Source organism: Okeania sp. KiyG1, from assembly GCF_014132355.1.
GTDB lineage: Bacteria > Cyanobacteriota > Cyanobacteriia > Cyanobacteriales > Microcoleaceae > Okeania.
Genome location: NZ_BLZO01000024.1, coordinates 42,709 through 69,600 on the forward strand (window position 1 = coordinate 42,709; position 26,892 = coordinate 69,600).

General features: G+C 36.9%; 21 protein-coding genes. 2 read left to right on the forward strand and 19 right to left on the reverse strand.

Annotated features, from left to right (window positions below; translation table 11 throughout):
* Positions 1–190: 190 nt before the first annotated feature.
* The 9 genes from SAGCYANO_RS02570 to SAGCYANO_RS02610 all read right to left on the reverse strand — a co-directional run bounded on the left by SAGCYANO_RS02570 (position 191) and on the right by SAGCYANO_RS02610 (position 15,119).
* Positions 191–1,486 carry a TldD/PmbA family protein gene (locus SAGCYANO_RS02570; protein WP_202218650.1) on the reverse strand — a complete coding sequence of 432 codons (1,296 nt, stop codon included), beginning with the start codon at positions 1,484–1,486 and terminating at the stop codon, positions 191–193.
* A gap of 343 nt (positions 1,487–1,829) precedes the next feature.
* Positions 1,830–2,690 carry a Tab2/Atab2 family RNA-binding protein gene (locus tag SAGCYANO_RS02575; RefSeq protein ID WP_202218651.1) on the reverse strand — a complete coding sequence of 287 codons (861 nt, stop codon included), beginning with the start codon at positions 2,688–2,690 and terminating at the stop codon, positions 1,830–1,832.
* A 357-nt stretch (positions 2,691–3,047) separates the two neighbouring features.
* On the reverse strand, positions 3,048–3,266 hold the full coding sequence (locus tag SAGCYANO_RS02580) for a hypothetical protein (protein ID WP_202218652.1): 219 nt from the start codon (positions 3,264–3,266) through the stop codon (positions 3,048–3,050).
* Positions 3,267–4,526: 1,260 nt separating this feature from the next.
* A complete protein-coding gene (locus SAGCYANO_RS02585) occupies positions 4,527–5,234 on the reverse strand; it encodes an RNA-guided endonuclease TnpB family protein (RefSeq protein WP_202218653.1) in 708 nt (235 codons plus the stop codon).
* Positions 5,206–5,643, reverse strand: coding sequence for a hypothetical protein (locus tag SAGCYANO_RS02590; protein ID WP_202218654.1), 438 nt, complete (start codon positions 5,641–5,643; stop codon positions 5,206–5,208). Before SAGCYANO_RS02590 ends, SAGCYANO_RS02585 begins: the two co-directional genes overlap by 29 nt.
* Positions 5,644–7,353: 1,710 nt before the next feature.
* Positions 7,354–7,908, reverse strand: coding sequence for a hypothetical protein (locus SAGCYANO_RS02595; protein ID WP_202218682.1), 555 nt, complete (start codon positions 7,906–7,908; stop codon positions 7,354–7,356).
* Between the two features lie 364 nt (positions 7,909–8,272).
* On the reverse strand, positions 8,273–9,556 hold the full coding sequence (locus SAGCYANO_RS02600; RefSeq protein WP_202218655.1) for a CO2 hydration protein: 1,284 nt from the start codon (positions 9,554–9,556) through the stop codon (positions 8,273–8,275).
* Positions 9,557–10,394: 838 nt separating this feature from the next.
* A complete protein-coding gene (locus SAGCYANO_RS02605; protein WP_202218656.1) occupies positions 10,395–11,999 on the reverse strand; it encodes an NADH-quinone oxidoreductase subunit M in 1,605 nt (534 codons plus the stop codon).
* Between the two features lie 1,281 nt (positions 12,000–13,280).
* Entirely contained in the window at positions 13,281–15,119 is a 1,839-nt protein-coding gene (locus tag SAGCYANO_RS02610) for an NAD(P)H-quinone oxidoreductase subunit F (RefSeq protein ID WP_202218657.1), read from the reverse strand.
* A gap of 1,381 nt (positions 15,120–16,500) precedes the next feature.
* Here SAGCYANO_RS02610 and SAGCYANO_RS02615 point away from each other — a divergent pair.
* A complete protein-coding gene (locus SAGCYANO_RS02615) occupies positions 16,501–16,863 on the forward strand; it encodes a phage holin family protein (RefSeq protein ID WP_202218658.1) in 363 nt (120 codons plus the stop codon).
* Between the two features lie 270 nt (positions 16,864–17,133).
* On the opposite strand, the gene SAGCYANO_RS02620 is transcribed toward SAGCYANO_RS02615, so the two are convergent.
* Together SAGCYANO_RS02620 and SAGCYANO_RS02625 are read right to left on the reverse strand one after the other, a co-directional pair.
* Entirely contained in the window at positions 17,134–17,409 is a 276-nt protein-coding gene (locus tag SAGCYANO_RS02620; protein ID WP_202218659.1) for a hypothetical protein, read from the reverse strand.
* Positions 17,388–18,929, reverse strand: coding sequence for a hypothetical protein (locus SAGCYANO_RS02625; RefSeq protein ID WP_202218660.1), 1,542 nt, complete (start codon positions 18,927–18,929; stop codon positions 17,388–17,390). The genes SAGCYANO_RS02620 and SAGCYANO_RS02625 overlap by 22 nt, the downstream gene beginning before the upstream one ends.
* A 127-nt stretch (positions 18,930–19,056) precedes the next feature.
* Between SAGCYANO_RS02625 and SAGCYANO_RS02630 the strand changes: the two genes are divergently transcribed.
* Complete coding sequence (locus SAGCYANO_RS02630; protein ID WP_202218661.1) at positions 19,057–19,194, forward strand: hypothetical protein; 138 nt, start codon at positions 19,057–19,059, stop codon at positions 19,192–19,194.
* Between the two features lie 582 nt (positions 19,195–19,776).
* On the opposite strand, the gene SAGCYANO_RS02635 is transcribed toward SAGCYANO_RS02630, so the two are convergent.
* From SAGCYANO_RS02635 to SAGCYANO_RS02675, 8 genes are all read right to left on the reverse strand, one after another.
* Positions 19,777–20,433: a glycosyltransferase family 2 protein gene (locus SAGCYANO_RS02635; RefSeq protein WP_237395663.1), complete on the reverse strand. Its 657-nt coding sequence runs from the start codon at positions 20,431–20,433 to the stop codon at positions 19,777–19,779.
* Positions 20,434–21,000: 567 nt separating this feature from the next.
* Positions 21,001–21,549: a DUF547 domain-containing protein gene (locus SAGCYANO_RS02640; RefSeq protein ID WP_202218683.1), complete on the reverse strand. Its 549-nt coding sequence runs from the start codon at positions 21,547–21,549 to the stop codon at positions 21,001–21,003.
* Complete coding sequence (locus SAGCYANO_RS02645; RefSeq protein ID WP_202218662.1) at positions 21,537–21,854, reverse strand: hypothetical protein; 318 nt, start codon at positions 21,852–21,854, stop codon at positions 21,537–21,539. The genes SAGCYANO_RS02640 and SAGCYANO_RS02645 overlap by 13 nt, the downstream gene beginning before the upstream one ends.
* A 678-nt stretch (positions 21,855–22,532) precedes the next feature.
* A complete protein-coding gene (locus SAGCYANO_RS02655; RefSeq protein ID WP_202218664.1) occupies positions 22,533–23,051 on the reverse strand; it encodes a glycosyltransferase in 519 nt (172 codons plus the stop codon).
* A 169-nt stretch (positions 23,052–23,220) separates the two neighbouring features.
* Complete coding sequence (locus SAGCYANO_RS02660) at positions 23,221–23,799, reverse strand: galactosyltransferase-related protein (RefSeq protein ID WP_202218665.1); 579 nt, start codon at positions 23,797–23,799, stop codon at positions 23,221–23,223.
* On the reverse strand, positions 23,796–24,152 hold the full coding sequence (locus tag SAGCYANO_RS02665) for a hypothetical protein (protein ID WP_202218666.1): 357 nt from the start codon (positions 24,150–24,152) through the stop codon (positions 23,796–23,798). Before SAGCYANO_RS02665 ends, SAGCYANO_RS02660 begins: the two co-directional genes overlap by 4 nt.
* Entirely contained in the window at positions 24,149–24,838 is a 690-nt protein-coding gene (locus SAGCYANO_RS02670) for a galactosyltransferase-related protein (RefSeq protein WP_202218667.1), read from the reverse strand. Before SAGCYANO_RS02670 ends, SAGCYANO_RS02665 begins: the two co-directional genes overlap by 4 nt.
* Positions 24,839–25,412: 574 nt before the next feature.
* On the reverse strand, positions 25,413–26,837 hold the full coding sequence (locus SAGCYANO_RS02675; RefSeq protein WP_237395665.1) for a group II intron maturase-specific domain-containing protein: 1,425 nt from the start codon (positions 26,835–26,837) through the stop codon (positions 25,413–25,415).
* Positions 26,838–26,892 lie beyond the last annotated feature (55 nt).

Here is a 26,892-nt window from a genome sequence, read left to right on the forward strand (position 1 = left end):
CCTCTTCCCTCTTCCCTCTTCCCTCTTCCGCGATCGCAAACTGTTTGGCAAATTCTACCCGTCCAACCCAAGCACCTAGGGTCTCCCGTACCATTTACAAAAGAGTCTCCGATCAAGCAAATTCTAATTTCCATTCAATTATAAATCAAACAAATTAATAGCTAATCCTAATTAATATTAGGCAAGTAATTTAATCTTCTCTACCAATAGTAGATAACCCTTCTAAAATTACATGAGGAGTGTAACAAGAGCCATTCCACTCGCCATCACTTCCCAATACTGCTAACTGCTTTAATGCTGTATAAACATTTCCAGCAACCATCGTATTCTTAACTCTACCAACTATTTCACCCCTTCTAACACGATAACCAAGTTCAACATTAATAGAAAAATCACCAGAAATACCAGCACCACCACCGAGAATTTGATCGACTATAATTCCATCATCCAACATCTCGATTGATTCTTTTAACGATCGCTCTCCTGGCTCAACTATAAAATTAAATAATTCTGGTGTAGGGTAGCTTCCCAGATCAGGGCGAAACCCATTACCAGTAGTCCCACTACCCAATAATCTACCAGTCGTCCGGTCTGTATAAAACAATTGTAAAATACCATTTTCAATAAATTTTATCGAGCGAGTAGGAATACCCTCATCATCAAAAGGACAACTAAAAGGTCCCTCCTCTGGTTGTTGAGAAATAGTCAATTGTTTGCTAGTGACAACTTCCCCCAGGCGATCGCTCCAAGGAGAAGCACCTTCCAGCACCTGCTTACCGTTCAAAGCTGCGGAAATTGTACTCCATAGTAAATCTGCTGCTTTAGCTGTAAACAAAATAGGTACTTTCCCCCTGGGGGACATCACATTTTTGTTCGCCCAATCTAATCGCTGCAAAATTCGATTTGCAACTTTCCTGGGGTCAAGGGTATTTCGCTGAATTTGGCCATCAGATATATTTAATAAGTCGTCACCTCTGACCCAATCAGTTTCAACATAGCCACTAAGGGTTGTATCTATATGATGACAATCTAGCCCTAGGGAATTAACTAAACGAGTAGATTCAATTTCGCAGTCCCATTCCCCATGACAAATCACATCTGGATAAATTTCTCGAATTAATGCGATCGCTTCTTTTCCCCAAGTAACCAGTTGTTCAACTGATATAGATATTCCTTGGTTGGGATAATATCGATTTTTCGCTTTCGAGGATAGTTCAATATATTCTGGTTCATTAAGACTACTGATAGACAGGGCAAGTTCTACTAAAGCATTGGGTTCCACTGGCCCATGAGCTACAGCTATTCCTGGACATCCATTTCGCCAAAGTCGGAGCGCTATACCCTCTGACTGAGTGCTTTCTAGTTGCTTGAGTCGATTGCTTTCAAAAAATACGGGCCGGGAGTGCGATCGAGCTTGAAATACCTCTGCTGCCTCAGCTCCCGCTTTGGCAGCTACTTCTAGCAGTTTTTCTGCTAATTGGGTCATAAAATTCTGTTTGGGATTTATGATTTTGGACAATAGAACTGTTAGTAGGATTTTACCGAAAAACTGGATCTAAAGCCTCGTCTATAAGCAGGCGACTTTTTGATTGATTAAGTAGGAAGAAATTATGCTATAATAATATTCTTGTAGCGGGTGGGCAATTCGAGACATTAAACGGACGCGGAGAGAAGCGTAACCCACCCCCATCCCCTCCCGGGAGGGGAGCAAGAGGAGTGGGTACAGCACCCGAAGAAACGTCAACCTACCGAGGACCTTAGGCTCGGCAGGGATCTCTGTATCTTTAAGCCAGGGAGGATGTCAACAACGTCCAGTACCCAAAAATTAACTAGATATTAATTTCTTGCAGCAACCAAAAACCAGCAAATGATTCAGATTCTGGATTTGACTGTACAGCCAGAAAATGAACTTGTTTGACCTTAGACTTTGCTTCAGAAAATCTTTTAGCTTCCTCAATAGTTGATGAATTAGCTAGATTAGCTAAAATCCAACAATCATTACCTCCAGTTTCTAGCAGTAGTCTAGCTGGAGGACCTGAATTAAATTTGACAAAAGCTAGCTCTAATCCTGACATCCAAGCAGCTAAAGGTTTTGCTCTAGATGAATAAATAATTAAACCAGGAATCTGTAAATTGGGTGCAAGACCGATGGCGCTGAGGGGAAAAGCTTCTCCAAAGTCAATGTCCCACTCTGACATTTCTGCAAAAGCCTCTGTTTCTAAACTAACAAATGTCCATTTTTCTCCAATTAAGGCATCTGGTAGAGGTTGTGGTGCAGGACTCATGTATTGAACCGAAGGATTTGTTCCTGCTTGATAATTAGAATAAGTGGGATAAACTTCTTCCATTCGTTGTTGTAGCCATTGGTTAAGCGCGTAGGTGCGACGACTTAGAACCGCCGGAATGGCCATTTCTGTACAAGCTTTGGTAATCATGTTGTTCATTTGACGACGGAAAAAGCGAATTTTTTGAGGAGCTTCTGGAGCATCAGCGATCGCTTTTTCAATGGCGCTCTTTAGCCAAATAGAGTTTACCTGTTGATTACTTGTAAACTCAGAGTAACGATACAAAGAGTCTGTAGGATGATTAATATCTAGGGGACTTTCGCATATTAAGAGTTCCCAGAGTTTTTTTTGTCTTTCATCAAGTATTGGACGACTGTAAAAGTCTAGTTCCCAAATAGTTCCCATGCCTTACTCTTAAATTAATAGTATAGTTATTTTAAGCTATGCCGGGATATGATAAATGTTTGTTACAAAGACTTAGGATATCTCTAATAGTCCTAATAAAGAGCCTAGCCATTTATAGCAAAATTTATCTAAATGTTGGCTTTTATCAACAGGACTTACGCAAAATCTCAAATTATACACCACCTATAGGGGCGTTCTGCGTAAGTCTCGATCAAAATAATTTGGTCGCGCAACCCAATTATTTTGATAAATGGATATTATAATCTTCAATTTTCGTACTGAAAAAATAAGAAGTCTCAAAAAGACTCCTTAACATTGTCTACAAATAAAAAATATTTTTCAGCAGATGGGAATAATTTATGCTGAAATGCCTATTAATTCCCTAGAATTTTGTTTACGAGTACTTAACCAGTTTCCACCAGGCTGAAATACTTGAGACTGAAATACTTGAGAACGACTTAATAGCATTGATTCTAGGTCAGGCATTTCTTCCCGACATCGAGGACAATACCAGTAAATACTATTATGGCGTACATGGCGTAGTAATGTTGTAGAGCAGCAAGGACAAGTGTGCATAATATACCTCAAATTTATTTTAAAAATATGACAAGATTTAAAAACAAACACCTAATAAATAACTGATAATTTCATCAGGGTAATTAAAATAAGACTAAATATTGAAGCCTTGTATCTACATAGATAGATTTAGCTACAAAAATCATAAAATTTATTTTAAAAAGGTTGAAATAAGCTTATTTTAATTAATTGATATCTTCGCTATCTAGTAAGTAAACTTTGTGAAAACAGAATAAACTAAGCACTATGAAAAACTGAAGAATTAATGGAGAGCAAGCAAAACCCCAGAATAAACTGATTAACCCCGTTGATATAGCTAAAATAAAAGATATGTCTTCAGAGGTGTGCTTATAAATTAATGCAGAACTCACAGAAAGAGTTAATAGAATTATATAAACTGATTGCACTTCTCCGTTCTCCAAATGCAAATTTGATATTTAGATCTCAGCTTTTAGGTTAAGTTGTTAACCTTACCAAGTAAGTTAATCTATAAATATGAAGAACTTGTGAAGATAGAGAAAATTGTCACAAAAGTTGACACTATAATCGCAATCCTATAGAGTGCGGACATTCCTCTATTTCTTATTCTCTACTCCCTTTTCTCTCAAATTTATTGTCAAATGCTAAAGAAGGTACTGCGCATACTTTTTCAGCAAACCCTAAATAGATAGGCGTTAAAATTTATAGTAGGGGCGAATGGCATTCGCCCTCTTAGATGAAGGCAGAGAGCAGAAGGGAAGAAGTTTCAAAACTACTTTACTTTTTGTTACATACTTAGTTTTTTGGCATTGCATAATTGCAGGATGATTTTGTCACCAGAGCAGAAAGCATAATCCCCGTGTTGACCTGTCTCCGTGTCCCCGTGGAGCGCCGAAATCATCCCAGTATCCAGCAACGCCTTCGTGCCTACCTACTTATGTCTATACCTTACATCTTTATCTATTTTGGAATCAGGACTTACGCACGGACACTAAATCCAGTGAGGGGGCAATTCGGAGCTTTGCGGAGCGCAAATGCCATTTGCTACGCACAACTACGTTAACGCCCCTACACATGGTGTTGTCAAGGTTAATTTGCGTAAGTCCTGGGAATAAAAGGAACACCTTAATTGATAGTAGTAAAGAAAGATATTTGACACTCCACGGGATAAATCCGCGTGGATTCTGACGGTTGTAAAAACAGGGGATAAATCCACCTGTTTTTACTTCTCATCAGTTGAGGGACTGTCATTGACCCCTACCTTTAAATCATCCATATCCATTACAGATACAGTTTTCTGTTGGCGAAGCCTGCCGGAGGCATAGATTCAAAGGACATGAAAAACCAAGCCATTGACCAATATGGGTGTGAAGCATTCCAATCAGCATTGCAAGTGTAACCATCAACACCTGTAAAAGTATGTTTAACTCTTTTACCTATTACACCATGACGATGATCTGATTTACTGGTGTATGCTGCTGGTACAGACTCTACTGGTACACCTACTTTAATCGCTTTATACCTAGTAAATAACTCTAACTGATAAAAAGCCCAATGGTCTCGGTTTTTACTAGCATCTGACTTGGTTTTCTGCCGTTGCTTTGAACTTTGTCTGATACCCGACAAATCCTCAAACCGTAAACCCATGTTGTAGTCTTGGGCAAATTGTACTAACTGTTTAGAAATTACATGATTGATGTGAGTCATAATTCTGCGCTCACGCCTTTCGATGTCCTTGATTTTTTTCAGTTTCTTAGCTTCCTGAAGTTGTCTCCGTAATAATTGAAATTTACGCCTTAAACTTTTTACTTGCTTTCCACTCCAAAATTTACCAAAGCTATGAGGCAATGCTGCAACTGCAATATTATTTTGACCTCTATCTACTCCAATCCAACCATTAACTAATTCCGGCTCTGGAACATCCATAGATACCGAAATTAGAGCATACCAAATACCTTTTCTAGATTTGGAGATTTTGAGAGAGCCCAAGAAACCATCTCCATGAATAATTTTTTCTAAAGTTTCTTGGTGTGAAGCTGAATGAACTGAAGCGAGGTATTCGTTTTTTCTGGCCTCGATATAGACTCAGAGAAACTGTAAATAAATCGCCTTGACGACTAACCCTATATCCTTGGTTATTGACTTCTATTGGCAAACGTTTAAACTTTTTCACCTTGGTTTGAGCACAAGTATTCCTAATAGTTTGATTAATCCACATTGAACCAATTTCAATATGATGAAAATCCTTGCTTGTATACTTGCGACGAACTGATTTATCAACACTTAGCAATGTATTAGCTACTTCAGTATTGAGCAAAGTCAGGCGCTCAAATTCTGCTGCTTTACAAGCATTAAGGCGATAAAAAGGTAGTTTTAGTGTCAAAGTTAATTTACTCATAGGATTAATGATAACACAACCCTACACAATTGTGTGGGGCACTACGGGATAAATCCCGTGGCTCATGTTTCATCGAGGGGTTGAAACCGCCTGGCTCTCATCTTCAACTCAAACTTTTGTAGCAAATATTATTAGGCTATTAGGTACTTGAGAGTAATTTGCGACTTAATACAGATATTTTCCAGAAATATAGCAGTCGAAGGAAAGGATGCAGACATATCAAAAGCTTAAAGCTCAGACAACGCAAGATTTTTCCTTCTTCCTTCTGCTATATCTACATCTTTATCTTTATATTCAAGATATCAAGCAGCAATATATATTATTTGGCGTTGCTGAATTGAAGTATGAATGCGCGATTGTTTGGTTCTCGCCTTCGCCCCCGCGCATCCCCCGTTCAAAAAAAGCGAAGCAACATTTGGCATCCCCGTTCAACAAAAAGCGTAGCATCCTCTGGCTTCCCTTTCCAAGGGGGACGGGAGGGGGATAAAAAAGGGGACTTTTAGAGTTTTATTCCCCCAAAATTGGGGGGCTAGGGGGCTTGCATCATACCCATAATCAGCAACGCCTATTATTTTTTATTTCAAGAAAGCAGGCAAGAATTATCATTTTTTATAAATAGGAATGAACATTACTTCAATACTAGCATGAACAACAAAGAAATCAGACAAAAAATATTAAATAAAAAGTTAAAATCAGCATTTTAGCGTAGCATTTGAGTAAATTCTCTAGGGTAGATATCAATTTTGAATACAAATAAAATTTATCAAAGTTCAGTAAGACTGCTGTTGAAGCATCAGTTTTTACTATTTATGATCGTATTAGAACATCTGCAATACCTGAACTAGGTCATTATGTATAGATGTAAATGTGAGATTTATTCAAAAAAATCGCAATATAAACTATGAAAGAGCAATACACTCAAACTAATGTCGCGAGACTTCTAGGAGTATCTTTTCAGAGGGTTCATACTCTTAGAATTAGGAATAAGATTAAGTTTTATTGGGATGCAAGCTTAAAGGCTTGGGTAACATCAGAGGAGCATCTTCAACAATATCTAACTGACAGAGGAAAAAAAGTACATTTGTCGTCTCATAAATAATCAAATTGGAAATACAGAACTATAAAAAAGGATACTAAATCAGCATCCTTTTTCACAGTTATTAACGATAATAGTGTGGTGTTATTATTACGATAACATTACTTATGTTGAATTTGAAGCAGTGAAGATTTGATACAAATATATGTTGCAAATAAGTAATATCATGTCCGCTGGGGCGCGTTTGTGTAAAATCAAGGGTGAATATCTACAGGAAATTTACGTTTTTTCACACTTTTAAGCCCTCTTCCCTCTTCCTTCTTCCAACTTCGGTCTTCCTTCTTCCTTACTTCACTATATAATACCGATGCTACCGGACATGATATAATAAAGGACAGGAAACTTGATAATTATCACTTTGTTAAGAAACATAAAAAATAGGCAAATAAAGTAATGCCTATTTTTCTATTTATTTTAACTTATCAAATATACTTTCCCTAGTTCTAGGAAGTAGTCAATGCTATCAAAATCTTACATGGAATTGACATTTACAGAAAGCTTGTGAAGCAATATCAGCAGCCGAAGCAGTTGGAGTTAATTTTCGACCCTTGACATCATCCCGACACAAGCTCTGCGAGGGATTCCCATCCATCGACCGTTACTACCGATCGCCCTTATTTCACTTGATACGGCAGAGATGAATGGTGCAGATTGATTTTCAGATCGCCGTTTTCATCGCGAACATAACCAAAAGTGTATTCTACCTTGATCTCGCTACCGTCTGCTTTGGTGAAAAAATATTCACCCATCGAGGTAGCTGTATCGCAGTTAGTAATAATTCCTTCATTCTCAAAGCGCACATTGTTATAGGGCGCAAGAGCAAAACCTTTATCTTCGCTGATACTGCCACTGACAAAATAAGACAAAGCCTCTTTCTCTGTACCTCTGAATGGCTCATTGCTGGCCAGTGTTGGTTTGAACAAAACCGTACCAAGATCATAACCATAAAGCCTGTCAAGAGTACTTTGTGCTTCTGCTTCTGGGTTTTCTGCCTTGCCAATGGCGACAATGGCTTCGCCCCAGCTTTGCTGTGCAGCTAGAACATCGTTTTCTGTGACAGGATTTTCGCATGATGCAGATTGTACTATTGGCGTAGATTGAGGGTTCGTGCAACCAGCCATTGTGGTTACTGCAGATACGATTAAAAGTGCAAAGAAATTTGGTTTCATGGTCATCTTTTTCTTTTATAGGACTAGGCGTTAATAGGTTAACCTAATTTCCCCCTACAAGGCTACAACGACTACAGACAATTTTCTTGAGAAAGTTGCTGAAATTGTTCATCATTTCTAGATAATTGGCCAAGGAAATTTAAGGTTTAACGCTCAAAAGGAGCGCATTTTAGGCGCATAGTTGGGCAGAAAAATCTTGGGACAAAACGCCCGCTCCTACCTCCTCACTCATTCCCATTTCTCCTGTATTCCCCTCCTCCTGGGAGGGGTTAGGGTGGGTTGGGAGGGGTTAGGGGTGGGTTGTCTCCTGTCTCCTGTCTCCTACCCCTACTAAAAGACTAGTTAAGCGCAAACCCTAATTATATTAACGATAACCTTGGCGCTGAATATCTCGCAACCGAGCTTCTGGACGCTTAAATCTATCTAGTTGTGCTTCAAAAAATGCACGATTTGCTTTTAAATGTTCTAGGTCTGGGTCATCTAAAGGATGTAATGTTGCCTGTCTTAATGCTTGAATAACTGCGGAAGTTACACAATACATTGAGCGTTGAAAAGTAACTCCTAACTGAATCAACATATCATCTTCCCCTCGACAATTTTGTTTGTAATAATCAACTAAAAATGATGGTAAAAAATGCAGCATATCCTGCATTAATAATGTGGGAGGGATACCAGCATTTCCTACTGGAAAAACATCTGCATAAAGAATGCCATAATGAAAGTCTTTTTGATTTTCTGGTATCTGTTTTGCTTGAGCATTATAAGACTTTGTGCCACGGAAAGGTGCAGTGCGATAAAAGACAGCTTCTACATAAGGTAAAGCAGCTTCAAATAACCAAGTAAAACCACAAGATTTGGGAATAATTTCGTATAATTCACCCCGAATATAAACATGATGATAAATCGGGCGATCTGCTACAGCAAAAATTCCATTTACTAGAAAATTCATTGCTTCTGGAACGCTGGTTAGTTTACCTTCGTTATATAAGTCAAACATTTCAAAAAAAACAGCAGCCATTACTTCCCAAAATAAACCAAGATTACTGTAATAAGAAAGTTGTCTGACCTGTTCGATAAACATTTCTGGGAACAATTTATATAAGCCTAACATTACAGGATTTCCTTTAAAATAAGCTTTAATTGCTTTATCTGCTGCAGCCTTATATTCAGGAGTATCTAAATAAGGGTCAAATTTACCTCCCATTTCCCGATGCCAAAACATTGCTCGCATACAAGCTTCGGCAAATTCCATATTAATTCTGTCATGCCATAAATGATGTAATAATTTTGATTTTTTGCCACTTTCTCCCTTTTCAATAAATGCTAAAAGTTCTGGATGAGCTGTTGCTTCTCCACGCCAAACTCTTAAGTCGGCATCATCACCTGCATAGTGGTTATGAAGTTCTAAATATTCTTTTGGCAGGAAGTATTTAAAGAATGGTAAGGGGTCTAAAAATACTCGTTCGGCAATATAAAGTAAGTCGCGCCAATAGAAATCCATTGGTACTGCATAAGCTTTATAAATACCGATAATTTGCATTAGGTTTTCTGGGGTATCTGGTAGCATTGCTCCACCTGCTTCGAGGCGGTGAATAATTTCGGCAAATTCATGTTGAGATGGGGGAAGTTTTGTTGTTGTTTGTGTCATTTCAATTATCAGTTATCAGTACTTTGTAGGTTGGGTTGAGGAACCCCGTTAGCGGAGCTTATCCGGAGGATAAACCCAACAACGAGTTTGTATAGCACTACGCAAATAGGGCGCGGATCTTCCTCTATTTCCTACTCCCTACTCTCTTTTCATTTTAATTTATTGTCCTAACCAAAGAACGTACTGCTATATCTGTATCTGTTGGGTTGCGCTACCGCTTAACCCAACCTACGGTATTATAAACTTTCTGTTTTTATCTCTAGCAAAAAAACCTAATTTCTCTACTCCAGGAAATTAAAATCTGCTATCTGCTGTATTTATCAAGCTATAGCAAAGAACGAGTTGGTTAGCTAGTAGTGGACTGTTTCACCTAAAATAGTGCATTAGCTTTTTTAGTCACCCCATCCCCCATCACCCCCAAATTCCCCTCCACCGGAGGGGTTAGGGGTGGGTTCCCATCACCCCATTTTCTAATGCAACATTTAAGATGAAACAGTCCAGTAGGGTGTGTTAGAGGTAGCGTAGCACACCAAAACCCTATATCTATTAGACATCTTGAAAGTGAATTGGTATAACAACGAGGTTGTATTTGTTGGGTTGCGCTAGCGCTTAACCCAACCTACGGTATTATCAATAATTATCTGAACTTTGTAGGTTGGGTTGAGGAACCCCCGAAACCCAACAACAATAATTGTATTTGTTGGGTTGCGCTAGCGCTTAACCCAACCTACGGTATTATAAACTTTCTGTTTTTATCTCTAGCAAAAAAACCTAATTTCTCTACTTCAGGAAATTAAAATCTGCCATATTTATCAAGCTATAGCAAAGAACGAGTTGGTTAGGACTTATGCAGATGATAAACCTTAGACAGGGAAGTGTTTTTCCTACTGTTCCCTGTTCCCTGTTCCCTGTTCCCTGCTATAGCTAAATTTTGACTTTTGACTTTTGACTTTTGAATTTCTATATTTGACTTTTGAATTTCTACAGGAGAATTAGTCACTAAAAATTTGGAAGTTGCTTCACTCCAACGCACTAACCAAGTAGGTTGAATTCCTAAAAAGAAAATGACTACTGCTAATACTAAAGCAGGGGTACGTTCAGACCAAATAACTTTAGGATAATAAGCTGTCTCATTATCTAGTTTGCCGAAACAAGTACGGTTTAACAAAATCACAAAATAAACGGCAGTTAAACCACTGGCAATAATACACAACAGAGTCGGAATAGGAAACACCGGAAAACTTCCCTGAAATACCAGAAACTCAGCAGCAAAACCAACCATTCCCGGAATACCTGCACTTGCCATTCCACCCATAATTAATAAAGCACTCGTCAAAGGTAAACCACGCACCGGACTCATCAAACCATTCAACACAGATAATTCACGAGTACCAACTTTGCTTTCCACCACACCCACTAGGTGAAATAGAATCGCTAAAATTAAACCGTGAGCAACCATTTGAGAAATAGCTCCCACTAAACTCAAAGGTGTATTAGCCGCAGCAGCAACAATAATATAACCCATGTGACCAATTGAACTGTAGGCCACCATTCGTTTAATGTCTTGTTGAGCGATCGCTGCTAATGCTCCATACAAGACGCTAAAAGTACCAAGTATCGCTATTCCGGGGGCGACTATTTGCCAGGTTTCAGGAAATAATCCTAAAGCAAAACGCAATAGTCCATAAGTGCCTAATTTTGCTAATATGCCGCCTAGAAGAATGGTGACAGGGGGAGATGATTCGACATAAGCATCTGGCAACCAAGTGTGTAAAGGTACTAATGGAATTTTGATGCCGAATCCTACTAAGAGAATAGTTAGTAAGATAAGTTGGGTTTTTAGTGATAGTCCTTGGGTTGAGATTAGGTCATAATCAAAACTGGGAGAATTGCTTAACCAAGTTACTCCTAAAAATCCTGCTAATATTAGAATTCCGGATACTGCTGTATAGATCAGAAATTTTGTTGCTGCATAACCTCGTTTTTGACTACCCCAAATTGCTATTAATAAATAGATTGGGATTAATTCTAGTTCATAAAAGAGAACAAATAATAATAGGTTTGCGGAGAGAAAAGCACCTGCTATTCCGGCATTTACTAACAAAATTAAGGGGTAGTATAATCGCGGGCGATCGATATTATTGCCATAACCATAAACTACGATAAATGTTAGTAAGGAATTTAGGGCGAGTAAGGGTAAGGATAAACCATCTATGCCGATACTATAGGTTAAGCCTAATTGGGGAATCCAGGTAAAATGTTCTTGAAATTGTAAACCTGGATTATTTAGGTTAAATTTAATGGCAATTTCTACAGTCCAAGCTATTAGAGATAGGGCAATTGCTAAGGTGATTTTTCGTAATTTTTCATCGGTAATTTTTCCGGGAAAAAATCCGACTAAAGCTGCCCCTAAAATTGGGATTATAATTAAAACACTGAGCATAATTTTTTGTTATTTTTCTGTTGATTAAATTTCAGTCTGTCACGACATATATTTTTGATTTTGATGTGAGAATTATTCATCGGAATGATTGAAAGTTTTGCCTCATAACAATTACTATTAACCAGCTTAATCATAGAGTAAAACTAATCAAAATAATAGCCTGCCACGACATAGATTTTTAATTCTGATGTAAGAATTATTCATTTGAGATTTTTTCTGTGAATTAACCCGCTGCTAAATCAGCTTAAAAATTTCCCAAATATTAGCCAACGACCAGAGTTATTTTTCAGTGTCATGTAGGGATGATTTGCCGGAATAATTGATTGAATTTTTTCCTGTCAATCAACTCACTACTAAATCAGATTAGATTCAACATCTCAAAATTTTAGTCTAGTACAACCAACGGGTAATTTTTCAGTATCATCTACAGATTATTCATCGGAATAATTGAGATTTTTCCGTAAATTAACTGACTGCTAAATCAGCTTGATTATCTGCTTAAAAAATTCCCAAATATTAGCCTAGTACCAGAGTTATTTTTGAGTGTAATCTACAGATGATTTCCCAAATAAATTGATTGAAATTTTTCCTCAAATCAATCCACTACTAAATCAATTTAGATTTAATATCTCAAAATTTTAGTCTGGCAAAAACTATAATTTTTGAGTGTAATCTACGGATGATTTACCGAAATAATTGATTGAGATTTTTCCTGTAAATTAACTGAATACTAAATCAGATTAGATTCAACATCTCAAAATTTTAGTCTACTACAACTAACGAGTAATTTTTAAGTGTAATCTTAAGTGTAATCTACAGATTATCCATCGAAATGATTTAGATTTTTCCGTAAATTAACCTGCTGTTAAATCAGCTTTATGGCAGGCTTAAATATTTCAAAAATTCAAGGCAAGCATTACAGTTATTTTTGACTATGATATACAGAAAATTAATCAGAATATAAGCTTTCTCAAGTTATAAATTTTCTCAATGAAGTTGCGCTTAATAAAAGATAACAGCCATTAGTAAAATTCAGGTTTTGGTAAAAATTATTAAGCGCATTGTTACAGAGAAATAGTATCAGCTATTAGCGGTCAGCTCTTCCTAGGTCATGCTACACAAACGGCTTTTTAATCAATGAAGTAAAAATTTGTTTAACTCAGGACTTACGCAAATTTACTTTTAAACCACAATTTGTAGGGGGAAAATGGTATTCGCCCTCCCTATATATAGCTGACCGCTGATAGCTGAAATGCTGACCGCTATATAGCTGACCGCTTTTTAAAATAAACCGACTACTAACCAACTTAATAATAGAGTCATACCAATCAAAATTGTCAATACATAAAACTGAGACTGACCAGAAACATTATATTTCAAACCTTGACCGCCAAACACAGTCGCTAAACCCACAAAATTAACTACACCATCCACAAGATAGCGGTCAACCCAAGAAATAATTCTTGATACCAAACCAACCACAAAAATAATAGTAACTCTATACAATTTGACAGTGTAAAAATCGTAGGCAAAAAAGTCTTGTATTGCTGGGAAAGGAAATTTAATCGGTTTCTCCCACTTATCATTTAGATAAATCAAACCACCAATACCAAAACCAAGCACGCTCGATAACAATAATAAACCAGCAACAGCTTTATTAATAGTCGCGATATCCGGCAGTAATTCCCATTGCGCCAACAACAGAGGAACATGCAACGTCAAACCAGCCAAAATAGTCATCGGCAAAACTAACGCCCATAAACCTTCAGGCGATCGCTCAGTCATTTGCTTAGGTTTACCGCAAAAAATCAAACCAAACTCGCGAATAATACCAAAAGCAGTGAACCCATTCACCAACAACAACACACCTACTAACCAAGGTTGACTACTCCACAAATAATCTGTCATTTGCAACAGTACCCAGAAACCACCCAAAGGAGGCAAAGCAACTAAACCAGCAGCACCCACTAAATAAGAAATTCCGGTAATGGGGCGACGAGACCACAAACCACCATATTGAGTTAAGTCTTGACTAACACAGTTTAAAATTACCCCACCCGTACTCATTACCAACAACGCCATCGCACAAGCGTAAGTAAATAACAACATCAAAGCAGTTTCGTCTTGACCAGTTCCCACAGCAATAAATACCAAACCCATATAAGTACTAACCGAATAAGAAAGCGATCGCTTAATATCAATTTGGGCAATAGCAATTAAAGAAGCACAAACTGCGGTAAATGCTCCCACTCCAATCATTACTATAGAAGCAACAGGTGATAAAGCTAAAACAGGTTGCACTTTAATTAACACCCACGCTCCGACCGCTACCACCACCGAATTCCGTAAAATAGTACTTGGCACTGGTCCTTCCATTGCTTCATCTAACCACAGATGTAGGGGAAACTGAGCGCATTTACCCAGAGGTCCGGCAATTAAAGTTAGACTTAATAAGGTAGCAGTTGTAGGAGCAATGTTTGCAGTTTTTGCCCACTCAGCTAACTCTGTATAATTCCAAGTTCCTGCTAGGGGTAATAGAGTAACTACTCCCATCAGCAAAAATAAATCTCCCACCCGTTTTGTTAGGAAAGCATCTCTTGCTCCTGTCACTACTAATGGTTGACTAAACCACAACCCCACTAATAAATATGTACCCAGAGTGAGAATTTCTAAAATGATGTAACTCCAGAATAGGGAATTACACAAGACTAAAGCACACATTCCAGCTTCAAATAATGCCAGTAAAGAATAAAAACGTGCCCATCCCCAATCCATTTCCATATAGGCGATCGCGTAAATTTGGCTCAGAAGATTGAGACCAGTAATTAACATAGTCGCCCCAATAGTAAGGGTAGATATTTCTACAGAAATGCTAATATTTAGCCCTGCCACATCTAGCCAAGGTATTAATAATTCTTTAGTTGGTTGATTCCAAGCTACTGATAGAGCGATTAAGCCATGTAAGAAAGCGATGAAGGTCATAATCAGATTAATATAACCTGCTGGCCTTGGCCCAGTAAGTTTAATAATTCCGGGAGACCAGGGTATGGCTGAAACTGCGCCGATGATGGCATAGCAAGGTATTAACCAAACTGTTTCTAGAAAGTCATTTGATAGCATTATTTTTATTTTTGTGAGATTTTGATAAATAACTTGCTACTTTATTTAATTAATAGTTAATTTTATATTAAGTTCGATACAAATATTAATATTTTTGTTTGGCCAATAATTTGAATTGTTTATGTGTTGGTTATACCAGCTTAATTTGATATAGAGCTGACACGCCTAAAATGTGGCAATAGTAGGGGCGGGTTCCGCGCTATTGTTAATTGCTCAACATTAGATTTAGGGCGTTGCTGATTCTGGGTATGATTTTGCCCCCCTAGCCCCCCAATTTTGGGGGGAATAAAACTCTAAAAGTCCCCCTTTAATCCCCCTCCCGTCCCCCTTGGAAAGGGGGAAGTCAGAGGATGCTGCGCTTTTTGTTGAAAGGGTTATTTAGGGGGCTTGACCAGAACCAAACAATCGCGCATTCATACTTCAATTCAGCAACGCCAGATTTAGATAAACTCCCCCCATCCCTGATAGTAGGGGCGGGTTCCGCGCTATTGTTAATTGCTCAACATAAAATTTAGATAAACCCGCCCCATCCCTGACTGAGAAAGGGAGCAAGATGCTCCCACTGTCTATACCATTACAATATTAAATTAATTGCTCAACATAAAATTTAGATAAACCCGCCCCATCCCTGACTGAGAAAGGGAGCAAGATGCTCCCACTGTCTATACCATTACAATATTAAATTAATTGCTCAACATAAAATTTAGATAAACCCGCCCCATCCCTGACTGAGAAAGGGAGCAAGATGCTCCCACTGTCTATACCATTACAATATTAAATTAATTGCTTAACATAAAATTTAGATAAACCCGCCCCATCCCTGACTGAGAAAGGGAGCAAGATGCTCCCACTGTCTATACCATTACAATATTAAATTAATTGCTTAACATAAAATTTAGATAAACCCGCCCCATCCCTGACTGAGAAAGGGAGCAAGATGCTCCCACTGTCTATACCATTACAATATTAAATTAATTGCTTAACATAAAATTTATAGGACTTACGCAGATACGCTATATATAGTACTTGTAACTATTGGACAATAGTTACTGGACTCTATACATAGTTTCTTTGCGTAAGTCCTGATTTAGATAAACCCGCCCCATCCCTGACTGAGAACGGGAGCAAGATGCTCCCACTGTCTATACCATTACAATGCACCACTACCGTTTTATGGTTTTAGGGAATAAGGAATGAAGAAAAATTATAGATTAGTCTTAAAACTATGCCTGACGCGGACAGCTCAAGAGTCTAAAACTTAGACCAGGTAAGATTTTTCCTTCTACCCTCTGCCTTCTGCCTTCTGCCTTCTGCTATAAAAACACTATATAATTAGATAAAATAATTTAATCGCGATTAAGAGGAGGTTAAAAGAATAAGTATGGCAAGTTTTTTAATCACTTGGTTAATGGCAACTTTATCACTTTTAATTACAGCTTTTGTTGTACCTGGTGTGAGAGTTGATAGTATTCCGGCAGCAGCAGTTGCAGCAATTGTTTTAGGGTTAGTAAATGCGTTTGTGAAACCAGTTTTAACAATATTAACTTTGCCTCTAACAATTTTAACTTTAGGGTTGTTTTTATTAGTAGTAAATGGAATTTCTCTATCATTGGCAGGATATTTTACTCCTGGTTTAGAAGTTGATGGTTTTTGGCCGGCAGTTTTGGGGGCAATTGTATTATCTTTGGTTTCTAGTTTTATTGGCAGATTTGTTAATAAAGAGGAAGCATCTCAAGATATTTAATCAGAAGGAAGAATTCATTAACTGATAATTGATAATGGATAATTGATAATTACCTCTGGTTAAAACCGTTCCCTTTCCTTCGACTGCTATATGTCTAAATATATTTACAGGACTTACGCAAATCCGCCTTAAAAAGGCTATATGTAGGGGCGAATGGCATTCGCCCTCACTGGAGTTTCTGTGTGTAAGTTCTGATTTATAGCAAAGAACGAGTGGGTGTTTGACTTATGCTGATGATAAACCGTAGTTTTTCCTACTATTCCCTATTCCCTATTCTCTGTTCCCTGCTATATTTTTTTTGTCTTTCCACTTACTCCAAATAAATCCTACTATTAGAGGCAACCATAACCAGTATCTTTCCATCGAAGTTAAAACCCAACTATTATCTCCTAAAGTTTGTCTGTATGGCAAAACAAAATAAATAAATACTGATAAACTCACCCATCTTATCCCTAAATTTCTAGTTGCTACAGCAAAAGGAATTAACCAAGTAAAATACCAAGCATGAACAATAGGAGATAAAGTTAATAATAAGAAAAATACCATTCAGCAAAATCAACAAATCTACGACAATTCCAGATTAAAACTCCTACTCCCAAGCAAAGAGGAATTCCATAAATCCAGTTAAATTTTGTAGATTGTTCCGAAACAAAGCTCACTAAATAAGGAATTAATTCAGCACTACGACCATTAACAACAAAATTTGAACTTGTAGGAATAAGCGAACATTTTCCAGGTTCACAAAAATTTAGAGCTGCAACACACATTGGTAATAAACAAATTAATAATAAAAAACCTGCTTGTGGAACTTGTAGAATTTTTGTATAGAAAAAATTGCTAATTAAATTAGTATTATTCCTCTGAATATCTTGTTCCCTAAAACATAATATTTTCTGCCAAACGACAAAAGATAAAATTGGTAAAGAAACCCATTTTATTGCCACACTTATACCAATTAAAAAAGCACTCCAATACCAACGATAATTATCTTGTTCTTTTGAGTTTAATACCCCGCCGTCTACAGAGTTTTTACAATTGTTTGAGGTTTGAGTATCCATCCACTTTTCCCAACTGAGGTCTTTCCTTGTTCCTTCTTCCTCCTTCCCTCTTCCTTCTTCAACAGGAGTTTGAATCTCCATCCACTTTTTCCAACTGAGGTCTTTCCCTCTTCCTTCTTCAACAGGAGTTTGAGTATCCATCCACTTTTCCCAACTGAGGTCTTTCCTTGTTCCTTCTTCCTCCTTCCCTGTTCCTTCTTCAACAGGAGTTTGAGTATCCATCCACTTTTTCCAACTGAGGTCTTTCCTTGTTCCTTCTTCCTCCTTCCCTGTTCCTTCTTCAACAGGAGTTTGAGTATCCATCCACTTTTTCCAACTGAGGTCTTTCCTTGTTCCTTCTTCCTCCTTCCCTGTTCCTTCTTCAGCAAAAACTAACCATGCTCCCACTAATGGTAAGATAAACCAACTATCATAATGACCACCTCCAGCAAAGGAATAAATAATCAAAGGATTCCAAGCATAAATCAAAGTTTTTTGCAGGCTAAATTTTCTAGTTAATAACCAACAAATACCTAAATCTGCCAAGATAAAAGCAAACTTAAAGACAAATACTGAGGGGCTAATTAGTGCTAAAAATCGAAACCCTAATTGAATCAAAGGTGGGTAAATAGCAGAAGTATCAGAATGATTAATTAATGACCACCACTCTGTTCTATAGGCAATTAATTCTAAAGCATTTGGCGCCAAGTTATATGGACTAAAACCCAAATTTTGAATGTAACCTTCCCACAAATAACGCCAAATATCACTCCCCGGTTCCATAGGAATTAATATTAGTCTAGCCAGAATAGTTATACTCCAAAACCAAGCATAATTAATTGACGGTATTGCCCAAGAAATTATAAAACCTAAACTAATTATACTGATACCAATCCAAAATTTTATGACAATACCAGTTTCCTGAAAACCACCGTAGGGAACGATGAAAATTGCACCTACTAATATCAAAAATGAACTTAGTAATAAAGGCAGATTTTTCCTAATAGAACTTACACAAAATAGAGTCATTTCAGTTATCAGTTATCAGTTATCAGTACCTACTGCTGTTTGCACAGCATGACCTAGGAAAGCATGAGGCATTAACGAAGTCAGAAGTCAGAAGTCATATCAAATCCGGTAGCATCGGTGTAATTAGATGGGGAGATGGGGGGATGGGGAGATGGGAGGATGGGGAGATGGGGAGATGGGGGGATGGGGAGATGGGGAGATGGGGAGATGGGAGGATGGGGAGATGGGGAGATGGGGAGATGGAGAAATATTTGGTGATCGTTGAAGATGGAACATTTTTTTATACCGAATTAAACGGATTTGATATCAGAAGTTAACCCACCCCTCGCCCCTCCTCCCAACCCACTCCCAGGAGGGGAGGGGAAGTAGGGAATTTTGAGCAACTCTCCAAAAATATTTCGCCTTAAAAGGTGGGGTTGCGCGACCCATATTATCTTGATAAAATACTGAATTTTACTTTCTCTTGGTCGATTGGATATGGCAAATAATTGATTTATTTAGTTGCAATAATTGATTTGATTTTTGATTATTGGAGATATCTATTTATGTACTTAAATATAGGGAGATAGGAAGATGTGGAATCTGGGGCAAAATTTCAACTTTTTTCTACTGTTTTATTTCTCCCCTACTCCCCACTCCCTACTCCCCCACTCCCTACTCCCCACTCCCCCACTCCCCACTCCCCCACTCCCCACTCCCCTACTCCTCTACTCCCCCACTCCCCCACTCCCCACTCCCCCACTCCCTACTCCCCCACTCCCTACTCCCCTGCTCAAAAATTTGTTAGTATTATTCTGCAATTCTATATTTTTCCACAGGTATTTTAAATACAATTTACCAAGAGTTGTCAGAATAATTGTTCCAGCCTGAAAACTACCTTTATAGTACCTGATATTTTTGAACGTCCACCCTGACGACGACGATAACCAACAGGAATTTCAGTTATTTTTAAATCGCATTCTACAGCTCTAGCTTGCATTTCTACCGTCCAACCAAAACCTCGGTCTTGCATTCTAATTCTCTCTAAACTAGACTTCCGAATTAAACGCAACGGTCCTAAATCTTGATACCAATATCCCCACCCTAAACCAATTAAAAAAGTAGCTAACTTATTACCAAAATTTTGTACGGGAGTCATAGCAGACCTACCTGCTTTTGTAGCACGGCGATCGCCTAATATTAAATCGTATTTATTAGTAGCAGTTAAAAATTTTGGTAGTTGCTTTAAGTCATCACTACCATCTCCATCACAAAATAAAATCCAATCACATTCTACAGGTGTATTTTGGATGCCACGCCAACAAGCTCTACCATAACCTGCTATAGGTTCTTTGATAACTTTTGCACCTGCTTTTTTCGCTTTTTCTATACTTTTATCGGTGCTACCATTATCAACTACCATGATATTTTTTAGTCCGTAAAATTGTAATGATTTAATTACATTTGTAATAGTAGATTCTTCATTCAAAACAGGAATAATTACGAATATTTTTTCTAATAGCATTTGTTTTAATTTTTTTTCTGAAAAATGAAGCAAGTATTTGTTTATAGCAGTTCTTTAATAGTTTTAGATCGCCCCCCTTAGAAAGCTATGCTTTATAAGCAAAATTATTTACAAAGGACACTAGGAGCTTTCAGCCACTAGCAATATATCACGCGCCCCCTAAATCCCCCAAAATTGGGGGACTTTTACCAGCTAATAGATTCTTGTTCCCCCCAGAATTGGGGGCTAGGGGGGCAAAATTCAGTATTCAACAACTTTTCAAACATCCTCTAAGTAAAGATGTTTATAAAGCATAGCTTTCTAAGGGGGATTTAGGGGGATCGTAAATGTACTTCATAACTGTGGGAATTGCCATAACCTCTACTACATTTAAAATAGCTGATAGCTAATAGCTGATGGCTAAAAACTTAAATATTATTGAACATTTATGAAGTCTTCAAAGTCCCCCTTAGAAAGGGGGATTTAGGGGGATCGTAAATGTATCTCATAACTGTGGAAATTGCCATAACTTTTACTACATTAAAAAAATAGCTGATAGCTGATAGCTGACGGCTGAAAACTTAAATATTATTGAACATTCAAAGACCAATCATAATTAGAATATTTAACTTGATAACCACCCTGTTTTAAATACTTTTGATCGTCAGGATTTACATATTTATGAGCATAATTTACGATTGCCGTTTCTGTTTCATTCAAACCATCAATAGTTGGTTCTTGACCATAAGTTTTTTTATAATCTTCACCGAACCATTTAAAAATTGAAGAAAAATAAACAGCATTATTTTCACGGTCAATTCGGAAGCCTTGATTATTGATGAGAAACTGGTTAGCTTGGTCATTTAGTTGTTGTTCTAATTGATTGCCAGTAAAAGCTTCTCGTCTCAGAGGAGGGCAACTTATTGCAGCACAAACTAAAGCAACATGAATTCCTGGCTCATTAAATTCTTTCCTTAAAATCTGATGTTCGATATGGTCTAATGTCAACTTTTCCCCAACTATATCGAACTTACGAATCTTCCAAACACCAATAATATTTCTAATGCTTTTAGTGGGGTAATTATCAATAATAGATTCTAAAGTAAAAGAGTTATAAGCATTAACTAAAAAAGCAATTTTTTCTGCGTCTGTCCAAGAATCATAGTGCTTGGCGTTACCGCCCCAATAGTAGCATTATATTCATCAAGTTTTTGCCTATTTTCTTTTAATCTTTCGTAGTCAACTAACCCTTCTGCGTTGACATATTCCTTTAAAATTGAGTTGTAGGTTTGATAATTAAATGGTTGAGCTGAAGTAGCAGTAGACTCTTGTGTACCTTGATTGTTTTCCCCTAGATTTGTCGGACTATTGAAAACACCACAGCTAGCTAAAAATATAAGTAGTGGTAAGAAAAATAATAACTTCTTAATTTGATATCTCATAAATTATTCTGCCATTTATAGTAATTTCATTCCATATCCATGAAAAACTAACGGCATGAGTAACTTGTGAAATTTAGCTTAATTTTGACTTAAAAATTTAGATTTATACTAATTATTCAAAGGGTCGTAGTGTATGATTATTGTTTCAGTAACCGTTATAGTTAGGGTTTTAGCCTTCATTTACCGTTACTATACACGGCTATCTAAATATAATATTTTACCATTCTGATAAATAAAGTATTTTTACTTAATCAAATCTCTTGTGTATTACCATGAGTTACAAAATTATTACTTTCGCCAACAGTATCTTCTAACCTTTGTAATTAACTCAAGTGCTTCTTCCGCTTTTTTATCTTGTTTTTGAAGTTCAAATCAAATGAAATATAGGTTTTATGTCTAACAACTCAACTGCCAGCGATGAATTCGACAAAGAAAGTTCCCCTGATTTGATTTTTTCAACATCTGATTTCCATAATCTATCTAGGTTTAATCTTTCTTCACTTCCAAGTCTAGTTTCTTCACTTGTAGTTAGAGAACCTTGCCTTTTCCGTCTTATGTATAAAAATTTATCAATGTTTCTTATATTCATTGAAAAATAAGCTCTTAATAGAAGCTGTGAGTCCGATGCAAATCTTCTAACAGTGGAGAATCCACCAGCTTTTAAAATACTATTTCTCTTTACAAATGAAGTTGGAAAAAAAGAGAATGGCTTGCTTTTTTACATAAAGCTTTTGTTACTTCAATAGGAAACCTAATAGCAATAATTTTTTTCTGAATTTCGTCAATTCTTAATTCATGACATCCAGCCATCTCAACAAAGGGATTTTGTACCACATAATTGTATAATTCAATGAAGCGATCTTTCGTGGGTATATCATCCGAATCTTGAAAACATAGATATTGACTATTAGCTTCCTGGTACCCATGATTTCTAGCAACATAAGGACCAAGATTAAACGGTTTTACTGCTCTATAGACATAAGAAAATTTTTGACTCGCGAGAGAAATATGTTCTTCACGTATTTCCTCATCAAAGTAAACCCAAATATTTTTTGGAGTTTTCATACTATTGTGCATTTGACTAAGGCAAATATCTAGATAATTTAAATCTCCCTGATGAGGTATAATTACAGTAAATTCGCTAGACAAGTTATAAGATGAATTAGGACAAGATAAGTCTTCATAGGATCGTGCCATAATATTTGGTTCATTTTTTTATCAATTATGCTTTTAGCAGATAAATAGCATAATTTTTCTATACTACTTGGCTTATCATATTTAATAATTTCATCTAAGTATTCTTTTAAAAATAGCATTTGTAACAATTTCATCATTTCTGGCACTATCTGTTGGAGGTAGTTTTGGCTCAATTAAAAAGATAGTCTAACTGCTGGTCTTCAAAAAATTTTATTATGTTGTTAATCTTTTGAGAAATAAAATTGAAGCTCGTAACTGATATTACAATACAAAAATCTACATTTTGTTCTTGAATAATAAATACATAATTTCCTTCTAATATTTGCTTTTCGTAAAACATATTTTTTAAATCATTTAAAGTTGTTTTAAATAACTTATAATTCATAAACTTTTCTTTTTTGTAATAATATTTTCTATTTTTCTCAATATGATGATCTTCTTTCCACATTAAGTCATCACTATGATTCAAATGGATATATATCAGTTTTGGGGATCGTAAAAAGTAGCAGTTTTTTGTATATCTTTCTATCAAATCTTGATCTTCTGCACCCCATCCAATGTATGCCTCATCCCATGCTTTTACTGAAAGAAGAGTTTCCTTTCTAAAAAATGGAACAACACCAAACTTTTCTTGATCTACAAGTTGTTTAAAGACGGCTGTTTCTTTATCTTCTGGGGCTACTTTGCAAATAGATAAATCTATATCGAATATACTATCTCTATCTATATAATCTTCCGGATACATCATCCTATATCCCATAAAAGAGAATCTTTATATTTAGAGGCTATAGCAAGATGCATTTTAAGTGAATCTTTTATGGGAACTAGATCAATATCAAAAGGTGCTATAAATTCCGCGTTAGATAAATTTAATCCTATATTTAAAAGTCTAGATTTGTGAAAAATACCATTATCACATACATGATGATACTTGATGCCATATTCTAGACACATATTTTGACATGAAGGGGAGTTTGATTGCTCTACTAAAATAAATTCAAAATCAGGACTTTCAAAATAACCTAGCCCACTTGCCCAATTTATAAGCGTTTTTAGGTGATTTTCTCGGTTTCTATAGGCTATAAGGAGAGCTACACTCATATCAATTCTAATTTTGCCTCTTCAACATCTTTACTAAGAGTACCATAAAGATTGTTGCTTAATTTCTTATTTTCATACCTTTTAAGATTTATAGTACGAGAATCTTGCTTACTCTTAGTGGCATAATTTTGCATTCTTTCATCATCATCATGAGACAAGTGCAAGCCATAACCAAGTCTAACAATATCTTTACCAAAAAGATACATTCTGTTTAGAATATCTAAATCTTCAAAACCCCAACCTATATAACTACTGTCATATCCTTCTATACTAAGAAATGAATTTCTAGTTCCGCATACAATTCCATAACCAGGTCTTTCTTCATCACTTTCACTTTCTTTGACAGTTTTGAGTGAAATAAAAACATCTTTATAATTACGTATATAGCAATCCCATTTATTTAGCGTCACTTCATCTATCAATACATCTGCATCACAACATATAATGTAATGTGAAGTTGCACAATTAATCCCAATATTTAGCGCAAATGATTTGTTGAAATACTTTCTATATTTCAACCAAATATGATTAACTATTGTATACTTTTTATGTAACAAGCTATTTGTGTATTCTGGTAAATAATCTACAAGTAATATGTTGTTTAAATACAGTTTTTGATTACTGTAATACTCCAGTGGTTGCTTGATACATTTTTTCTTCATTATAGGTATAACTAAATCAAACATACTTTCTGATTATTAAGACACTAGATTAAGTAGCATTTTGTAGGATATACAATATTACAGCGGTTTTCATTTGGGTAGACCACAATAGGGACGTTCCATGGAACGTCCCTACAAGGTTTTGTTTGTGAAGATGTGGTTCATCAACTTGAAAAGCGCTGTAAAAGAAAACTAGATTAGCTTTCTAATAATATCACTAAGCCCCTTAATGTTAAATTCCCTTAATCTCTTGGTGTCAATAGAAGGTTGGCGCGACGAGGGGAAACCACCGATTGAAACTATTGAAGCGATCGCTCCTATAGAAAAAAAGTAAGCGATCGCTATCTTTACTCATCCCTAATTATAGAAAAAATTAGGGGTAAAATTAATCCACTCTTTCTAATTGCCAGAGAAGTTAAACTAAGCAATTCTGTCACCAGAAATGCTCGTCTCCAAAACCGGACGTGAGACTTTCACCTCATCCGGCTCCTCAGTGATTTGGCTCTAATCAAAATGAGCACCTCTACCACTATTTTTAGCAGTTTTCAGAGCGTAGCAATGTCTATGCAATTCAATATTATTCAAGACTTTCCCTTTCTTAAGTTGAATGAAAGTCCTTTTGCCTACTCCAATAAAACCAGTCCTTCTTAACATTCTCCTGTCTAACAATAGGAACTTCTGTGTGTTTCAACAGCTTCACTCGGCTGCCATCCTCATAACTACACGAAAATTCCTTTCTGTTTTCCCCAGAATGCCAATACTTTTGAGAAATCCAGTCATTATTTTTGTTAGAATGTCTTCTTCTTGCCCAACGCCAGAGTTTTTGGTACACTAAATGATCCAAATCCCTAAAAGCTTTCTTACTCACCACAGCCGAATAATAGTTGACCCAATCCCGAATAATAGGATTAAGCCTTCTAATTAAAACAACTTGTGGTGCAGACTTATGTCCATCTATAACCTCAGCGATTTGACGATAATGACTCTTCATGCTCTGGTCACTTGGTTTGACCTCAGTTTTAAAACCAAGCTTACTTTGATTTTTGCCCACCTCAAATTGTCTGATGTTGAACCCCAAGAAATCAAACCCTGGTTTTTCTCCACCATACCCATATAAAGTATGAACTATTCTTGTTTCACTTGGTTTTAACTCCAACCCCATTTCAGACAACCACTCTCCAACCTTTACGAGGCATTTTTGAACCACATCTATATCTTTGTGAGCGATCGCCAAACTACTACCATAGCGAACCAAACCCAAGTATTTACTCCTATCCACCCTTGATACCTCATACCCGCTTTCCACAGATTGAAAATCAAAAATTTCAGTATACTCCTTGATTTGCTCCTCCATACCATGAAGAGCCACATTTGCCAGAAATGAAGAAATAACCCCACCCCTTGCCATCTGCTCCTCCGTTGGAAACAACTCTTCCCCATCCATCACACCAGTCTTCAACCAAGCTTTGATTTTTCGACGCAATGTAGGATAAGTACCCAGCCTTTCCAATAATAGTTGGTAGTTAATACCCTCAGAAGACTTAGCAATGTCAGCCTCAAGCACATACTTAGGCTCCAGCTTGACAAAACCAAAAATTGCTTCTACGGCATCTTGAAGCGATCGCCCCGGCCTAAACCCATAACAACTAGATTCAAAAATAGCCTCCCATTCTGGCTCCAGAGCCATCTTGACAAGTATTTGTAGAGCGTAGTCCTCCATAGTGCCTCTCCTAGACTTAACCTTGCCAGTTATGTCCAAAGTTTCAGCCAAAGCAAACAGCTTTTCCGAAGACAAAATTTCCTTACTCTGGTTATCTTGAATCACCCCACGCACTGCCAATAACTTAGCGTACCAGGACTTCAGCAAAGTTTTTTGGGGCTTACGAAATGCAACATAATCACGACTCTCAGAGGCTCTGTAGATTCTGTCCTGTAACTTAAAGACGTGACGCTCAACCTTTAACCAGTTAATATCGCGCCATTCTTCCCATTCCGCCGTAGTCTTCAAACTCGTATTGGACATTTCTATCACCTAATCAAACTCTACATTCCAAATCACCGTGTGTCCGTCAGCCTAT

Coding starts and splice junctions, on each gene's coding strand:
- SAGCYANO_RS02570 (WP_202218650.1), bottom strand. CDS start 1,486: ATGACCCAATTAGCAGAAAAACTGCTAGAAGTAGCTGCCAAAGCGGGA.
- SAGCYANO_RS02575 (WP_202218651.1), bottom strand. CDS start 2,690: ATGGGAACTATTTGGGAACTAGACTTTTACAGTCGTCCAATACTTGAT.
- SAGCYANO_RS02580 (WP_202218652.1), bottom strand. CDS start 3,266: ATGCACACTTGTCCTTGCTGCTCTACAACATTACTACGCCATGTACGC.
- SAGCYANO_RS02590 (WP_202218654.1), bottom strand. CDS start 5,643: ATGAGTAAATTAACTTTGACACTAAAACTACCTTTTTATCGCCTTAAT.
- SAGCYANO_RS02595 (WP_202218682.1), bottom strand. CDS start 7,908: ATGAAACCAAATTTCTTTGCACTTTTAATCGTATCTGCAGTAACCACA.
- SAGCYANO_RS02600 (WP_202218655.1), bottom strand. CDS start 9,556: ATGACACAAACAACAACAAAACTTCCCCCATCTCAACATGAATTTGCC.
- SAGCYANO_RS02605 (WP_202218656.1), bottom strand. CDS start 11,999: ATGCTCAGTGTTTTAATTATAATCCCAATTTTAGGGGCAGCTTTAGTC.
- SAGCYANO_RS02610 (WP_202218657.1), bottom strand. CDS start 15,119: ATGCTATCAAATGACTTTCTAGAAACAGTTTGGTTAATACCTTGCTAT.
- SAGCYANO_RS02615 (WP_202218658.1), top strand. CDS start 16,501: ATGGCAAGTTTTTTAATCACTTGGTTAATGGCAACTTTATCACTTTTA.
- SAGCYANO_RS02620 (WP_202218659.1), bottom strand. CDS start 17,409: ATGGTATTTTTCTTATTATTAACTTTATCTCCTATTGTTCATGCTTGG.
- SAGCYANO_RS02625 (WP_202218660.1), bottom strand. CDS start 18,929: ATGACTCTATTTTGTGTAAGTTCTATTAGGAAAAATCTGCCTTTATTA.
- SAGCYANO_RS02630 (WP_202218661.1), top strand. CDS start 19,057: ATGGGGAGATGGGGGGATGGGGAGATGGGAGGATGGGGAGATGGGGAG.
- SAGCYANO_RS02635 (WP_237395663.1), bottom strand. CDS start 20,433: ATGCTATTAGAAAAAATATTCGTAATTATTCCTGTTTTGAATGAAGAA.
- SAGCYANO_RS02645 (WP_202218662.1), bottom strand. CDS start 21,854: ATGAGATATCAAATTAAGAAGTTATTATTTTTCTTACCACTACTTATA.
- SAGCYANO_RS02655 (WP_202218664.1), bottom strand. CDS start 23,051: ATGGCACGATCCTATGAAGACTTATCTTGTCCTAATTCATCTTATAAC.
- SAGCYANO_RS02660 (WP_202218665.1), bottom strand. CDS start 23,799: ATGATGTATCCGGAAGATTATATAGATAGAGATAGTATATTCGATATA.
- SAGCYANO_RS02665 (WP_202218666.1), bottom strand. CDS start 24,152: ATGAGTGTAGCTCTCCTTATAGCCTATAGAAACCGAGAAAATCACCTA.
- SAGCYANO_RS02670 (WP_202218667.1), bottom strand. CDS start 24,838: ATGTTTGATTTAGTTATACCTATAATGAAGAAAAAATGTATCAAGCAA.
- SAGCYANO_RS02675 (WP_237395665.1), bottom strand. CDS start 26,837: ATGTCCAATACGAGTTTGAAGACTACGGCGGAATGGGAAGAATGGCGC.